Here is a 15,515-nt window from a genome sequence, read left to right as displayed (position 1 = left end):
TTATCAAATACCTCAGTTATTCCTTTACATAGCCCATGGTTGTTTGCGCCAATAAACGTTTTATTCCTGAAGAATAATTTAATGCTTTTAAACCGACATTACGACCAACTACTAGCGGGAAATATTGATTGGAAAAACAGTGCACCAGTGAATCCGTTAATCGAATAATGGTTTGTTGATCCTCTTGCCGCAGTTGCTGATAACGGCTCAACAAGTCATAGCTACCAAGATCATCGCCATTTTCTAATGCTTTGGTGATTAACGATGCCAGACACGCGACATCCCGAACCGACAAATTAAAGCCCTGACCTGCAATCGGGTGTAGTGTATGGGAAGCATTTCCCAGCAACGCTAAACGGTGTTGGGTTAATTGCATTGCATGGACTAGCTGCAATGGAAAATTCTGCCGTCGACCGATCCGAGTAAATGGTCCAAGCCAGTCGCCAAACGCTTTTTGAAGGGCATTGGCAAAACCCACATCGTCCATGGACATAAGATACTCAGCGTCGCTCGGTGTCAAAGTCCAGACCAGCGAACAGCGATTCTCAGTCATCGGTAACATTGCCAATGGCCCGGATTTGGTGAATCGTTCAAAGGCTTTGTTGTTGTGCGGTAATGTAGTTTGCACATTAGCAACGATTGCATATTGCTGGTAATCTTTACATTCGGTATCGATTTTAGCGATTTGTCGGCATCGGGATTGGCCGCCATCGCAACCGAGCAACAATTTGGCGGTTAGCAACTGTCCTTGTTGCAACTGTACCTGTACTTCATTCTTTTGCCAGACGATATCCTCTATACCGTTCGCAAAGTATTCATCTAGTCGATGATTGCCACCAGTAAGGGTTTTAAGTTCGGCATAAATGCTCTTTGCAATCGCATCTAAAGGGGCGACATAACCGAGAGCTTCGCGTTGATAATCCTGACAATCAATTCTGGCTTTACCATAGTAAGTACGATCTGAGACATGGATATTTTTGATTGCACATGCGTGTGATTTTAAGCGGTCCCAGACTCCAAGTTTATGCAGATATTCGGCACTCCCGTAAGACAGTGCAATCACACGTTCATCAAAGCCACCGCTTGCCTGTTGTTTGTTGGCACTATCAACTATCGCAACCTGCAGTGGTTTTTTTGCTTGCTTGAGGACGGCCAGTGCCATCGCAGCACCCGTAAGGCCGCCACCAGAGATAACGATATCGTATTGTGCTTGATTTGCCGCCATAGTTCTCGGGTTTGCCTATTACGCTTTGTTTGCTGTCGCCATTAAGGATTCGATTTCCTCAACCGTTTTTGCTGCATTTACGGTAAGATTTTCATAGCCGCTTTCGGTGACAAGTATATTATCTTCAATACGAATGCCAATGCCTTTCCAGCGCTCTTCAACCTGAGCTTCGGCATCGATGTAGATCCCGGGCTCAATCGTCATCACCATACCCGGCTCAAACGGTCGTAACTGACGACGGTTTTCATCCATTTGATAATCACCAACATCATGAACGTCCAACCCCAGCCAATGACCTAGACCATGGATAAAGTATTGTTTACATGCGTTTTCTTCCAATAACTGTTCTAACGAACCTTGTAAAATACCCAGCTGATGTAAACCTTTTGTCAACACTTGATTCGCCGCATCATTGGCAGCCGCAAAGTTGCTGCCAGGTTTGATCGTCGCTATCGCCGCATTTTGCGATTCGAGCACCAAATTGTATAACGCCGCCTGCTCCGAACTAAACTTACCGGAGACTGGGAAAGTGCGGGTGATATCCGCGGCATAACCACAAAGTTCGGCACCGGCATCGATAAGCAGTAACTCTCCGTCTAATAAGACATCCTGATTGTCGGTGTAATGCAAAATTGTCGCATTTTCGCCACCGCCGACGATCGAACCATAGGCCGCAGTGCGTGCACCATTGCTGGCAAATTCATGTAAAATTTCCGCTTCTACCTGATATTCAAACTTGCCCGGTTGGCAAAATTTCATCGCCCTTTGATGCGCATTCCCCGAAATTTCATTAGCGCTGCGCATAATGGCCAGTTCCGCATCCGATTTAAGCAAACGCATTTCCGCCACAATGGGACGAATATCCTGCAAAGTACCCGGTGCAGAAAACCCTTGTTTCGCACCGTTACGCAATATATCTAAAATGGCAAACACCATATCGTCAAAGACTTTATCTTGCCCCTGGGCAAAATACAGTGAACTCCGACCATTCACATACATCGGCATTACCTGTTCAAGTTCAGACAAACCATAGGTATGTTGCACACCATATTCGCTTTGCGCGACTTCGGGTCCGATGCGACGCCCATGCCAAATTTCCGCCTGCGGGTCTTTATCACGACAAAACAAAATACTTTCATTCACGTCCAGATTGGCGGCAACCTTTTCGGGGGTATCGGCACTATCCCCTTTCACCAGCACCAATAAAGCGTCAGGTTCATGAAAACCACTTAAATAGAAAAAATCTTTGTCCTGGCAAAATAAGAATTCAGTATCCCGAGAGCGGGTGACTTCTTTAGCGGCAGGGATCAGGGCAACGGAATTGGCCGGCATTTGCGCCAGCAATCGATAACGGCGTTGCTGAAATTCAGCAACATCAATGTGGGTTTTATTCATAATGATCAAAAATATTTGTAGGCGTTAAAATGTAAGTTTCGATTCCGTGATTAACTAATGCAAGGTCTTAGATTCTTGCGCTGGCGCCGGATTGTCGCCTAATTCAGCAAAACAGAGCAGTGACGAAATGCGAACATATTCGAGAATTTCAAAATAGGCTCCTTCCGTTTCTTCGTCGTCTTCCAATTCGCTGGACAAATTAGCGATATCGGCGAAGTCTTTGATAATTTCCTGAACGTCCTCGGAGTAACTACTGCTTTGTTTTTGCAACAAACCAAACCCCAGATTAAACCCTTGAACCCAGGCACTAATCGCCTGGCCGCGTTCGAAAATGGAGTCATCATCATCCGGCACTAGCAGTTGAAAGCTATAGTTATCATCAACGATAGAGTGAACAATATCCGCAAATAAAACCTTCATTTGGCGATGCATGGCTTTTGATAATGTTTCACCATTATTAAAAAAATCGGCAAGGATTTTAAGGTAATCGGTTTTATCAAGCGAATAACCTGCGGCTACCATCCCGGTAAGAAAACCATGAATTTCAGACGCGTGAGACTGTATGTTTTCGCCTCCTAAAAACGCCTGAAGTTGAGTGAAAGTAATTAACTTAGTTTGTGTCATAACACTTCATTCAATATAAACATTATTATTATCCTAACACTGCCTAGATACCTACACCAGTTTCCACCGCAATAATACTGAAACGGCAAGGGATTTGTTGTTTTACTGCATAAAAAAATACCAATTAATCACATTTTCGCATGTTGGCATTTATTGGCTTGGCAAATGACAATTTGGCAAAGGCGAACCAGGACTGAAAGATGCCCTATTTGCAGGGCTTATGTTGCGACCCACACCATACATTTCGTTATAAATTATTACGTATTTTTCCGAAAATCATCAACCTTCGTATTGCGCCCTTTGGCGCTCTGAGTTAAAGTGCTGCCGATCTGTCAAACTGGGTGTCGATAACGTGAGTTAGATGCATTCCCAATCTGTGGTAAGCGCGTGTTCTGCCAAGTTTTTGTTGCCGTTGATACAAATGCGGTTACGCAATAAACGATGAAATGCTCGCGACATTTTTCACGTCTTGCCACAAATCTCCGACTATTTTTGCGGAAATTTTGTATAATTAAAGTTCAAGTTCCCTGGGATGTTTGATATTAACTATGTCCCTGAGCCGATAATTTCTACTTAAGGGGGTTTATCGGTTGCTATTGAGCAGGCCCGGCTTGTACCGGGAAGCCTAAGGCAATTGCGCAACCTCCGCCTTGAACACACGGTTGTTCAAGGGCTGACGTTGGTACCGGCATTTTGGGGAACCCTTTTTCGAAATAGCTAAGTCATTTATTTTTAATGATTTCGCTTTTTTGTGTCTGAATGGCTGTTCCTACCTCCCTGTATTGACGAGGAACTCATTATTTTTCATAGACTCTTGATGAAAAATTAACTTCCCCTCTACATTTTCTTTTCATTTTACGGTAATGTTGGCCTGTCGTCCTATCTTGAAAAAGATAACAATAACTAAAAGAAGTAAAGTCATGAAAAAACTCGCCTTAGCAACAACGTTAGCCCTCAGTTCGTTTTTCGCCCAGGCCGATACCATTGTCGGTGTCTATATCGGTGGTCAGGTTTGGGATATGGAAGCAGAAGGTAGCTTTGGAAGCTCCGAGCAATTACAAGCCTTTGAATTGGAAGATGACAAAAAGTCCAGTTACTGGGCTGCACTAGAGCATCCAATCCCATTACTGCCAAATTTAAAGCTTCGTCAAAATGAATTGGATACCATGGGTATGGCCGATGTCGACGGTTTTGAATTCGGTGGTAACACCTATGATGGTGACACGCTCGTCAATGCCGAATTAGATCATCTCGATGTCATCATGTATTACGAACTGTTTGATAATGCCATTTTCAGCATCGATTTTGGTCTGAACTTTAAGTACGCAGAGTATGCGGTTACCGTCAGCAAAGACGATTTAAACCCAGTGTTTAGTGAAGAAGAAGTCGGTTATGATGGCGTGATCCCAATGTTGTATTTAGCGACGGAAGTGGGCATTCCCGGTACCGGTTTAGGTGCATTCGCGGAAGGTTCATGGATTGGCTTTGACGATCATAATGTTTATGACGCGATGGCAGGTTTAAAATACTCTTTTGTCGATAATCTGATTGTGGATTTGGATATCCGCCTGGGTTACCGCTCGATGAAATTTGATCTTCAGGATCTAGACGATTTATATCTGGATACGCAATTTGATGGCGCGTTTGCGGGCATTGAATTCCATTTCTAATCGCCTCGAGATTGGCAAGCTAGCAAGATTCAAACATAATAGGGTCAGAATATATTCTGACCCTATTTCATTTAACGCCTATGACAACCATTGATTACTCAGGACTGCGAAAAACGCTTAAGGCATACCGTCGAAATCTAACCACGGCGGAACAGTTGCAAGCCAGCGAAAAGCTCTGTGTAAAACTGCAACAACACTGTCAATCGCAAAACATCCGCACAATTGCCGGCTACCTTGCAGCTGACGGCGAAATATCCTTACAACCCTTCTTTGATTGGTGCTGGCAAAAACAGATTAAAACCTATGTGCCGGTGCTGCATCCATTTAGCAAGGGCCACCTGCTATTCTTAAACTATCGCGCTGACACCCCCTTGGTATTGAATCGCTATAAACTGCAAGAGCCAATTTTGGATGTCAGGCAAGTACTCGCGATTTCTCAATTCGATTTACTTATCGCGCCATTGGTTGGATTTGACGATGTCGGAAACCGCTTAGGAATGGGCGGAGGCTATTATGATCGGATGCTGGCACTTTGCCCACCATTGCAGGAACGAACCGTTGGGGTGGCCCACCATTGCCAGAGAGTTGCGGCGCTAACTCCCCAACCCTGGGATATTCCCCTAACCCAAATCATTGCTTGTTAGACGTGAGTTGTTAACACGCGTTTTTTACCATCTTCGAGCAAAGAAATGCGCAGCAGGCAATGATTACCGAACTGCGCATAAAACAACACTTTTCTATTTACTGCTTACTATAATCACCACCTTACCCTGTGTATCAGGTTGATACGCACTGGTATCGATAATTTGCACTGAATCATCAATTCGATACTTAGATGAAACCTTACCGTTTAAATATTCTGAAGTGTCCTGAGCACCAAACGTATGGGCAAAGGTATTGATATCCTGATCGTTACACTTAAGTGCATGGCTCATTAATCGCACATTATTATCAAATGAGCGCCTTACATACTTCTTCAAACTTGAAAGATCATCAGATGCCGCTGAGATACAGGTTTTGGTTTCGTTAGAGTTATCTGCGGCAATAAACTCATGCTCAACCGCCTGGCTACTTGCTGATGCCACAATCAGAGCCGTGGCTATCGCTGACATTAACGTTTTCATCACTATCTCCTAGATCATTTTCCTTTAAAATTAACCGTGCATACGCATGCACTAGGTGTGTGTTTATGTTTTAATTTTGCTCAAAGAGCATTGCCATATTGAAGCGATAGAACATTCGTATCTGCGGTAACACAACGACCATCTTTTATTCATTTCTCATAGCGGTCTGGCTGGTTGTGGCAATGAAACTTGCTTGTCTTCATCGTCAAAATTACGCCGGCTATCGGATATTGGTCATAAGCGTTATTTGTCATCGTTAAAGAGTGCGTTAACATTCTTGTCGCCATTCGACCCATTAATTAAACCCTGATACCGACTAAAAAACCTGAGGGAAAGCTGAGGAATTGACGATTAATTACTCTACAAAATACGTTATATCAACAAGTTATGTGATAACTTTTGAAAGTTATGAAGGAAGCGGGTCTTGACCTAAGGTATCGTTCAAAATGTGGCTAAGAAAGTCCGTGCATTCTTGCCGATAGCACCGTCAAAAGTACTGCCTATAGCCCTGGCAAAAACAAAAACACCAAGTTCGCAGGCATTGTGACATGTACATAAAGGTTGAACGGCTGACGATAATATTGTGGTGGCATATAGGAGACATTTCACAAGGCTTAACGCTATAATCGAGCCATCGTGTCGAAAAAGGAAACATTATGACCCAAGACGAAATGAAGAAAGCAGCAGCTGAAGCCGCACTAGATTATGTTACACCTGACAGTATTGTTGGGGTAGGAACCGGCTCTACGGTTAATTTCTTTATCGATGCGTTAGCAACCATTAAAGATAAAATTCAAGGCGCGGTTTCCAGTTCAGAAGCATCAACGGAAAAATTGAAAGCCTATAGTATTGAAGTATTTGATCTCAACAGCGTCGATATTTTGGACGTGTATGTCGATGGTGCCGATGAAATCACCGAGCATATGCATATGATTAAAGGTGGTGGCGCCGCGCTTACCCGGGAAAAAATAGTCGCCGCCGTTGCACAAAAGTTCGTATGTATCGCCGATGCAAGTAAACAGGTTGGCGTATTAGGTAGCTTTCCATTACCCGTTGAGGTCATCCCGATGGCCCGTAGTTATGTCGCTCGTGAGCTGGTAAAACTCGGCGGTGATCCGGTTTATCGACAAGGCGTGGTAACCGACAATGGCAATGTGATTCTCGATGTCCATAATATGGAAATTTTAAATCCCGTCGCAATGGAAACTAACATCAATGCCATCGTCGGTGTGGTAACCAATGGCTTATTTGCAAATCGTGGCGCGGATGTGTTGATTCTTGGCACCGAACAAGGGGCAAAAATCATCGAATAACATTGCGACAATCTATCGATGAAACATTGTGATGAGATTTCATTGCCATTGAATTGGCGCTGAATTGAAACTGAGCGGAAAACACAGCTCGTTCAATCAGTCAAAATGATGACTTGAATACTGTTTTATCGAATATTAAATATCCAAAAAACGCTTTGGAGTTTTCACTCTATATGTTAGTTTAGCTGTCTAGCCATCTAAACAGTGTTATTTACAGAGTTAGTACCTATGACCCGACAATCGTTGCACAAAGATAAAATCCGAATTTTATTGCTAGAGGGTGTCCACCCTAGCGCGGTAAAAACCTTACAAGACAATGGTTACACGAACATTGACTACCTTAAAAGTTCATTACCTGATGACGAGCTAAAAGAAAAAATTGCCAATGTTCATTTTGTCGGCATTCGCTCTCGCACTCAATTGTCTGACGATGTCCTTAGTCATGCCAAAAAACTTGCGGCCATTGGATGTTTTTGCATCGGTACAAATCAGGTCGATTTGCCTGCGGCACAAATTCGCGGCATTCCAGTGTTCAACGCACCATTTTCCAACACCCGCTCGGTGGCAGAATTGGTTATCGGAGAACTATTGCTGTTATTTCGTGGCGTCCCGGAGAAAAGTGCGCTGGCCCACCGTGGTGAATGGCTAAAATCCGCCGCAGGTGCCGTTGAGGCCAGAGGCAAAACCTTAGGTATTATCGGTTATGGTCATATCGGCACCCAGTTAGGTATTCTTGCGGAACACTTAGGGATGCGCGTAAAATTTTATGATATTGAAACCAAGTTACCGCTTGGCAACGCCAGCCCATGTACTAGCCTCGAAGAATTGTTAGCCTGTGCTGATGTGGTTTCTTTGCACGTTCCTGAAACCGTGGCAACTCAGGATATGATCAGCACACAGCATTTTGCGCAAATGAAAGACGGAGTCATCTTCATTAACGCATCACGCGGCACGGTTGTCGATATCGATGCGTTAGCTGCGGCTCTGAAAACGAAAAAAGTTGGTGGCGCTGCGATAGATGTATTCCCTGTGGAACCAAAATCTAATGATGATGAATTTATCTCACCACTGCGCGAATTCGATAATGTAATTCTGACTCCACATATCGGTGGTAGCACCCAAGAAGCGCAGGAAAACATCGGTATTGAAGTGGCCAGTAAGATCATTAAATATTCCGATAATGGCTCAACGGTTTCTGCAGTAAATTTCCCCGAAGCTTCGTTGCCAGCCAATATCAATCGTTCACGTTTATTCCACATTCACCATAACCGCCCGGGTGTTCTGACGCAAATTAACCAGACGTTTGCGGACAGAGAAATAAACATCGCCGCGCAATACCTGCAAACTGATGACAAAATTGGTTATGTGGTTATCGACCTAGATTCGAAAGACAGCGATATGGCGCTGAAAGAGCTGAAAGCGATCGACGGCACGATTCGAGCGAGATTGATCCACTAATCGACCCTCGATTGCATAGAAAAAGGACCTTAGGGTCCTTTTTTATTTGCTGCGTTTTAGCAATAAAATCTCCGTCCACACTGGCGGAACATCACTCAATCTATGACATGAGCAATGATTAGCGCGGTGACTTAAACAATGATTAGAGCAATGATTTCAAATACCGGCTGATTGAACATGGGTTTAACCACGCCAATTTCATCGCATTTGCGTTTAATGACAGCAACGAAAGCCGCTCGCTAGGTGCGCTTATTAAGGAAAGATTATGAATAAAAAAGGCAGTCTTACCTGTGTTGGTACAGGTATCACTTTAGGTGCTCACCTCACTCCTAACGCCCGCAACCATATTACACAAGCAGACATTGTTTTTAGTGCGATGAATTCCAGTTTTGGTCGTTTGTGGCTAACGGAAATGAATTCAAATGTTCATGACCTGCAGCAGTACTACCAGAAAGGGAAACCTCGCAGCGAAACCTATCAGAAAATGGTTGCGGTTATGCTCGATGCTGTGAGGGACGGAAACAAGGTTGTGGGTGCATTTTATGGTCACCCTGGAATTTTCGCCACCCCGCCGCACACCGCCATTGCGATAGCAAAACAAGAAGGTTATCTGGCACAAATGCTTCCTGGAATTTCTGCGGATGATTGTTTATTAGCGGATTGCGGCATCGACCCCGGAAAAAACGGTTGTGCGAGTTTCGAAGCAAATCAGTTTATCCGTTATCACCGCCCTATCGACAACAGCGCTTACCTAATACTCTGGCAAGTCGGAATATTGGGGGATTCTGGCCATCAATTTAGCACCTCGGAACCCTACAAACAGCTTTTGGTCGAAGTATTGCACCAAAACTACCCTTTGCATCATGAAATCATCCTATACGAAGCGCCAACGCTTGCCATCGAATCGCCCCGTATCACGCCGATTACACTGGCGGAATTTGCCCAGACACCAACGTCGCAGATCACCACAATGTTGATCCCACCCTGTACACAAATGCAAAAAAACGCCGGGATTCAAGCCAAACTGGCGCAACTTGATCGTATCTATCGGCATAAATAAAACAAGATTAGCTGTTGCCCATTTTAAGGAAACAAAGGAATTTCTGATTTGATTGTGAAGACATAAAAAGCAATTCGATTAAGAAGCGAACGCGAACAAACATCAAGTGAAAAATAATCACATAAAAAAGCTTTTATCTTGTGATCGATAGTGGGAATATAGAAGTTTGTGGTAAACGATAAAATCATTTTTGGCTGCACCCGAAAATATTAAAATAACAATAAAGGGAAAATCCTATGTCCAATGTTATCCAGTTATTAGAGCGTTTAGGTGAAGAAGCGAATCTGTCTGAGCACACGTTAGAAAATCTGCAAAAACAAATGGCAAACCTAGAGCTTTCAGAGCTTACCCAAGAAGCAATTTTGCAAGGGGATCCTCAGGCCTTGGAGTCCCTTTTAGGCTTATCACCAAACCTATGTAATATCGTCCATCAAGATGATGATGAAGAATCGGACGATAACGAAGAAGATACTTCTGACAACAACGAGCAGGCATCCTCTCAACAAGCAATTGCAATGTAATTGTTCAGTATTTGTTGTTTAGCGAAAAAGCGCCAGTGTTGTGATCTTTTCTTCTTTATCCTGCACCTGCAATGGGATTACCCAATCTCAGCGCTTATGCTCGGCTTTGAAGTCTTATTACGTTTTTTTTCAGTCGACAATCGTGCACATTTTCAACACCTTGCGGATGAAAACCGCGAGCGAAGCAAACGTTATAAAATGCTCGTATCATAAAAAAACAATCACACTGGCACTTACGGTTTCGATTACATTACTACTCTTTCAATCGGGATACGCCCGCAGCGAAGTCGTCCAACCATTGCAGGCAACGACTCAGATACAAACACTAGATGAGCTTGAGCACTGGCGAAAACGTTGGCAGCAGCAAGCCAAAGCAATTTTGCATGCACAAGGCTCACAGCAATCACAACTGCTAACGACTCAATTCAATGAAGAGCTGCATGGGAAGTTACCCAGCATTGAAGCAAACCGTACCAAAGACAGCCTCGGATTTATTCAATTAGTAAACTCTCTGAACGCATTTTTAAACGCGTACAAAGTGCGTCTGAATGAACGTAACCAAGTTCAGTGGACGTATTTAAATGCGCAAAAAGAAACCCAGGCAAATAATATTCCTCAAGCGCTTATCCTGCATAAGCGTTTAGTTCAAAATAACGACCCGTTGGTGCGTGCCAGAGCCAATTACAACATCTTGAATATTGCGATTATCACTGAAGATTATGCACTTGCCATTGAGCAGCAAAAGCACATTAGAGAAAACCTGGCCAACTTGCCCACCGGCCAAGTCAAAAGTATCAGCAAATTGATGCTCGCATATTTCTACAACTTTGTTGGTGAATATACACTTGCCTCGCAAACTCTAGAGAATATTTCAATTGCAAATTTATCTCCCAGAGATCGTTGCATATTTCGACTGCACCAATTTAACAGTGAAAAGAATCATGCGGGTCTCAAAACGATAGAAACGATTTTTAATCAGTCAAAACTTGACTGTTTATCAATAGGAGAAGCACTCCTGTTTAACGCCATTTTATTTAATGTCATTGAATATTATTTGGAGCACGATGAACATCAAAAAGTAGGTGCATTGTTCGATAAATATGCGCAATTGATGGCAAACGATCATTACCATTATGCTGAAACGTTGAGAGTTACTCTAAATTATCAACTTACCGTGAATAGACTCGAGCAGGCGAAAATCACTGTCCCTAAATTAATGGCTGAATTAGCTAGGCTCGAAGACACAGGCCGTTCTAGTCGCTATATAGCCGAGAGCTATAAATTGCTTGCTCAATACTTTTTCCAACACCAGGATTACCAGCAAGCATCTGACTTTTTACATCAATATCAACGTCATCAAGAATATACAAGTAACGAACGTCTAGCTAAAGCTCAAGCCCGAGAGCAAATGCACCAGGCACGAATGTTAGACGAACAAAGTCGTCTGCAATTAAAACAAAATCTGTTAACCAGTAATGAAAATCAGCAGACAGTACAGCAGGTATTTCAACAAAGCCTTCATCATCAGATCGCAATTCAGTTTTCGTTACTCGCGCTGGCCATTGTGATACTTGTGCTTTACGTGTTTATGCGCCGCCACCTTCTCATCATTACACCATTAAAAAAACGTCTGCAACTGGATGCCGCCAGTGGAGCCCTGACTCGACAAGCACTGGAAAACATCTGTGAACAGTGCCTGCCTACCTGGTATAAAGCCAAAGTCCCGGTAAGCGCGTTAATTATCCAATTGCCTATGGCAAAGTACCCTGCAAGTTCAGACGCCAATTCCCTGCCGTCCAATTCAATAAATACGCATATTCAAAAACCGGGTATTCAAGAACACGGGCAAGATCAACGAGCGGATATGGACCGGACTCTGCATGCCAATATCTCCAAGCAGCGTTTATGGGAATATCAGCAACAATTATTGGAGCAACAAACGGTCGCTACAATATCGTCTTTAGGAAACAGTGAACTTGGCGTTAAACAAATCAATAGATGCAACAAAAACTCAAGCGCTTGCGCTAAGCTAAAAATGGTATATCACGCGTTATTTAACGATCATGACGACCAACCAAAACACCAGTCAATGATGATTGCGCGGGCAAGTCAGCGACAATTTATCGTGCTCTACAACCAAGTTGATAAAGAACATTCAATGATATTTGCTGCCCAGCTGCAGAAAAAACTAACCGCAAAACTGGGCATCGATAATATTCGAATAGGTGTAACCCATAGTGAAAACAGCGGCTATCGTTTCCGTTACATTATGATGGATTTAATTGCTGCATTACAGGCAACCACAAATGACTCAGCGCTAGGCAATTCGGAAAACAACCTAAATCACGCGTCAAACGGTGAGTTAGGAAGCCTCTCCACTGAATTGGCCTCAGGAAAAAATAAAAATGCAATGGTTGCCTATTGCCCTCTAACAATTATTGAAAGTCCCAGTTACCAGGATAACCAATCTTCAACGCTATTTAAGCAAGCGCAACGCGATACCAATGTCACCTATCGAGATAATGACGCACAAAGTGACAAAGCGCAGTCATACCAAAAGGTTAGCGGGGAGGCGGTTGATGTTTAAGATGCTTAAGCCTGGAATGTGGTTGTCTTCGAGTTCATTATTGAGCAAAATATTTTGCAATAAAGGTCCACGTATCAGCTTGTATTTGCGGGGCAATAGAAAACAATTTTCCTTGTCCAGAGCACAGCAAAAAAAACCGCAAACTGTAGCGATGATCGTGATTACACTATTTGGGTTAAATCTGATTGGTAGTGCTTGGGCTACAAATCAGGCTGCAGATAACCCAACCGCAATCACCGCTGATTCAGGTAACGATAATTATTCCCAGTGGACAACCGAAGATTTACTCCGCAATGCCGAACAATATCGCTCTACCGATATTGAGCTAAGCAAGGCATTACTCGATATTCTTGCCCTGCGTTCATTAGATAATCAACAACATGCGCAATACTCATATCTACGCGCTTATCACTTGATACTCATTGGTGAGTATCAACAATCGTTAACAGCATTTACACAGCTTTCCGCAAGTAAGAATGTTAATACTCGCCTGCAAGCATTGTCGTATATATTAAATTTGCACCTGCTAGAGCGGAATTATCAGCAAGCATTTTCGCAATTGGACAGCATCCTTACCCTATTAAGCCACCCAGACATTGAGCCAAAGCTCTATACAAAAACGTTAATGGGTATCGGCTATTTTTATAATAAATTAGGCGCGTATCGTCAGGCATTAGATTATTTGGGCCGGCTTACCAATCGTCCATTAACTAAACGACAACAGTGTTTAGTGTTTGCTCACAAACTAGATGCCTTAATCGGATTAGACCAAACCTCACCGCAAGATGTTTTGTATCACTCAACCCTCAATTTTTGTACAAGCATTGGAGAGAACATTATTGTTGAGGGGGTAATAGCGGATATGGCGTTACTACAGATTCGCGAAGCCAACTATTCCTGGGTTATTGAGACCTTAGAATCTCGACTGGCAAGCGTCGAACAGAATAACTATCCGATGAATATGGCAGAATTTTATGCCCACCTCGCGGTAAGTTATTATCGCATGGAAAATGCACAAAAAGCCTGGTTTTATGGCACTAAGGCAATGTCGTATTCGGAATCTTTTAAGATCAATTCAAGTCTCCATCAAGCGTCTAAGATTATGGCGGAGCTGGCTAAATCCCAAGGAACGCCAGAACAGGCCTATATTTATCTGGCAGATAAATTAGAACGTCAGCAAACTCACTTTATCCAACAGCGTGCTCAGGAAGGGGTGCGACAAAACCTTGAATTTGAATTAGAGAAAAATAAACAGTTGTTTACCGATCTGAGCATTCATCTGGCAAAGCAGAACAGCCAGATTCGTATCGTCAATCAGGAAATCGATACCTTAAATAAGCAGAACTTAATCAGCCTGGGCTATATAGGCCTAGGGATATTTGTCGTGTTGGGCCTAGGTTTGAGTGTATTTGGCACTCGTAAATCAAAAGAAGCCATCTTGAAAAAATCACAACTTGATGACTTAACCCAGGTATACGATCGCGCGCATTTGCTCAAACACTTTAGTAGCAAGTGGAAAGATATTCAGAGTATGGATGAGCAAAAAGCTTGCCTGTTTTGTTTGCAACTCGATCAATTATCCGAGATAAATTATCGCAATGGTCATAACTTAGCCGACTGGTTAATCGAAAAAACATCGCAAATTCTACGCAATAATGCTCCTCACTCAAGCCTTATTGGTCGTTATAAGGGTAGTATGTTGGTTATGCTATTACCCGCGACAGACATGCATCGATTATTACAAATTCAAGGCAGAGTGATTGAGCAAATCGAACGACTTAACCCGAGTATCTTTTTAACGTATAAGTTTCCATACCACTCTACGAGTATGCTGGTAAATCTTCAAGGGCGAAAACAAAACATCTACGCGCTGTTGGCCCATTGCCAGGCAAAAATGGCGGTAAAGACACAAACGAAAGGTCATAAGTTGATTATCGATGACGTTACGCATCAGCAAGACAATGAAATCGCTACCCAACAAGTTCCTGACCAACCAGTGGAATTAAACCAAAGTTAAAGGTATTGGCTTTCAAACCAGCTTTCTAAAATTACCACGGCAGATTGACAATCGATATTATCTTTTTGTAAATTCCGGTACCCACCCTGGGCAAATAAACTTTGCTTTGCATCGGCTGTAGTCAGTCGCTCATCCTGCATGACTACTTCAAGTCCGAACCTGCCATGTAATCGATTCGCAAACTTTTTTGCTCTGGCGGTAAACGGTTGCTCGGTACCATCCATATTTAATGGCAATCCAACGACCAAAATATCCGGTTGCCACTCTTTGATTATTGCCTGGATCAAATCGAAATTTGGAATACCATCTTTTGCCTTAATGGCTTTCAATGGTCGGGCGGTACCGGTGAACTCCTGCCCTACGGAAATACCTATGTGTTTCGTGCCATAATCAAAACCAAGTGCGGTGCGAGAACCGATAGATGCGGGCAAAAGTGTTTCTCCAGGGAAATCGAGGTTTGTAGGATCAGAAGTTTAAAAGGATTATTCGAGTTGTACAAGGTTAGCCACAGCTTCACTTAT

13 protein-coding genes and 1 other RNA gene are annotated in these 15,515 nt (G+C 43.2%); 9 read left to right on the top strand and 5 right to left on the bottom strand.

The genetic code is table 11. The features are described from left to right. Positions 1 to 16 precede the first annotated feature (16 nt). The 3 genes from ubiH to FE810_RS04755 are packed head-to-tail and all read right to left on the bottom strand — an operon-like array spanning position 17 to position 3,244. Positions 17 to 1,225, bottom strand: coding sequence for a 2-octaprenyl-6-methoxyphenyl hydroxylase (gene ubiH, locus FE810_RS04765; RefSeq protein WP_138318887.1), 1,209 nt, complete (start codon positions 1,223 to 1,225; stop codon positions 17 to 19). 18 nt (positions 1,226 to 1,243) lie between these two features. Beyond that, positions 1,244 to 2,620: a Xaa-Pro aminopeptidase gene (gene pepP / locus FE810_RS04760; protein WP_138318886.1), complete on the bottom strand. Its 1,377-nt coding sequence runs from the start codon at positions 2,618 to 2,620 to the stop codon at positions 1,244 to 1,246. A 54-nt stretch (positions 2,621 to 2,674) separates the two neighbouring features. Next, positions 2,675 to 3,244 (bottom strand): UPF0149 family protein, encoded by a 570-nt coding sequence (locus tag FE810_RS04755; RefSeq protein ID WP_138318885.1) that lies wholly within the window; start codon positions 3,242 to 3,244, stop codon positions 2,675 to 2,677. A 521-nt stretch (positions 3,245 to 3,765) separates the two neighbouring features. Here FE810_RS04755 and ssrS point away from each other — a divergent pair. From ssrS to FE810_RS04740, 3 genes are all read left to right on the top strand, one after another. Continuing rightward, positions 3,766 to 3,948: non-coding RNA, 6S RNA (ssrS, locus tag FE810_RS04750), on the top strand. Between the two features lie 216 nt (positions 3,949 to 4,164). After that, complete coding sequence (locus tag FE810_RS04745; RefSeq protein WP_171022264.1) at positions 4,165 to 4,914, top strand: TIGR04219 family outer membrane beta-barrel protein; 750 nt, start codon at positions 4,165 to 4,167, stop codon at positions 4,912 to 4,914. 80 nt (positions 4,915 to 4,994) lie between these two features. After that, entirely contained in the window at positions 4,995 to 5,558 is a 564-nt protein-coding gene (locus tag FE810_RS04740; protein ID WP_138318883.1) for a 5-formyltetrahydrofolate cyclo-ligase, read from the top strand. A 93-nt stretch (positions 5,559 to 5,651) separates the two neighbouring features. On the opposite strand, the gene FE810_RS04735 is transcribed toward FE810_RS04740, so the two are convergent. Continuing rightward, the gene (locus tag FE810_RS04735; protein WP_138318882.1) at positions 5,652 to 6,038 is read right to left on the bottom strand and encodes a DUF3718 domain-containing protein; all 387 of its coding nucleotides are present in this window, start codon (positions 6,036 to 6,038) and stop codon (positions 5,652 to 5,654) included. 656 nt (positions 6,039 to 6,694) lie between these two features. Between FE810_RS04735 and rpiA the strand changes: the two genes are divergently transcribed. From rpiA to FE810_RS04705, 6 genes are all read left to right on the top strand, one after another. After that, on the top strand, positions 6,695 to 7,351 hold the full coding sequence (gene rpiA / locus FE810_RS04730; protein ID WP_138318881.1) for a ribose-5-phosphate isomerase RpiA: 657 nt from the start codon (positions 6,695 to 6,697) through the stop codon (positions 7,349 to 7,351). A gap of 228 nt (positions 7,352 to 7,579) precedes the next feature. Continuing rightward, positions 7,580 to 8,809: a phosphoglycerate dehydrogenase gene (gene serA, locus FE810_RS04725; RefSeq protein WP_138318880.1), complete on the top strand. Its 1,230-nt coding sequence runs from the start codon at positions 7,580 to 7,582 to the stop codon at positions 8,807 to 8,809. A gap of 265 nt (positions 8,810 to 9,074) precedes the next feature. Beyond that, positions 9,075 to 9,869: an SAM-dependent methyltransferase gene (locus tag FE810_RS04720; protein WP_138318879.1), complete on the top strand. Its 795-nt coding sequence runs from the start codon at positions 9,075 to 9,077 to the stop codon at positions 9,867 to 9,869. A 236-nt stretch (positions 9,870 to 10,105) separates the two neighbouring features. Beyond that, positions 10,106 to 10,390 carry a hypothetical protein gene (locus FE810_RS04715; RefSeq protein WP_138318878.1) on the top strand — a complete coding sequence of 95 codons (285 nt, stop codon included), beginning with the start codon at positions 10,106 to 10,108 and terminating at the stop codon, positions 10,388 to 10,390. Between the two features lie 142 nt (positions 10,391 to 10,532). Continuing rightward, entirely contained in the window at positions 10,533 to 12,977 is a 2,445-nt protein-coding gene (locus tag FE810_RS04710; protein ID WP_171022263.1) for a hypothetical protein, read from the top strand. After that, a complete protein-coding gene (locus FE810_RS04705) occupies positions 12,970 to 14,994 on the top strand; it encodes a GGDEF domain-containing protein (protein WP_171022262.1) in 2,025 nt (674 codons plus the stop codon). Before FE810_RS04710 ends, FE810_RS04705 begins: the two co-directional genes overlap by 8 nt. On the opposite strand, the gene ruvX is transcribed toward FE810_RS04705, so the two are convergent. Next, positions 14,991 to 15,425: a Holliday junction resolvase RuvX gene (gene ruvX, locus FE810_RS04700; protein ID WP_212744471.1), complete on the bottom strand. Its 435-nt coding sequence runs from the start codon at positions 15,423 to 15,425 to the stop codon at positions 14,991 to 14,993. The two genes, FE810_RS04705 and ruvX, sit on opposite strands and share 4 nt — an antisense overlap. Between the last annotated feature and the right edge of the window lie 90 nt (positions 15,426 to 15,515).

Origin of the sequence: Thalassotalea litorea (genome assembly GCF_005843925.1) — a bacterium.
In the GTDB taxonomy this organism is placed as follows: domain Bacteria; phylum Pseudomonadota; class Gammaproteobacteria; order Enterobacterales; family Alteromonadaceae; genus Thalassotalea_A; species Thalassotalea_A litorea_A.
Note: the sequence above shows the minus strand (reverse complement) of the source record. Positions and strands in the feature narration are given on the sequence as shown.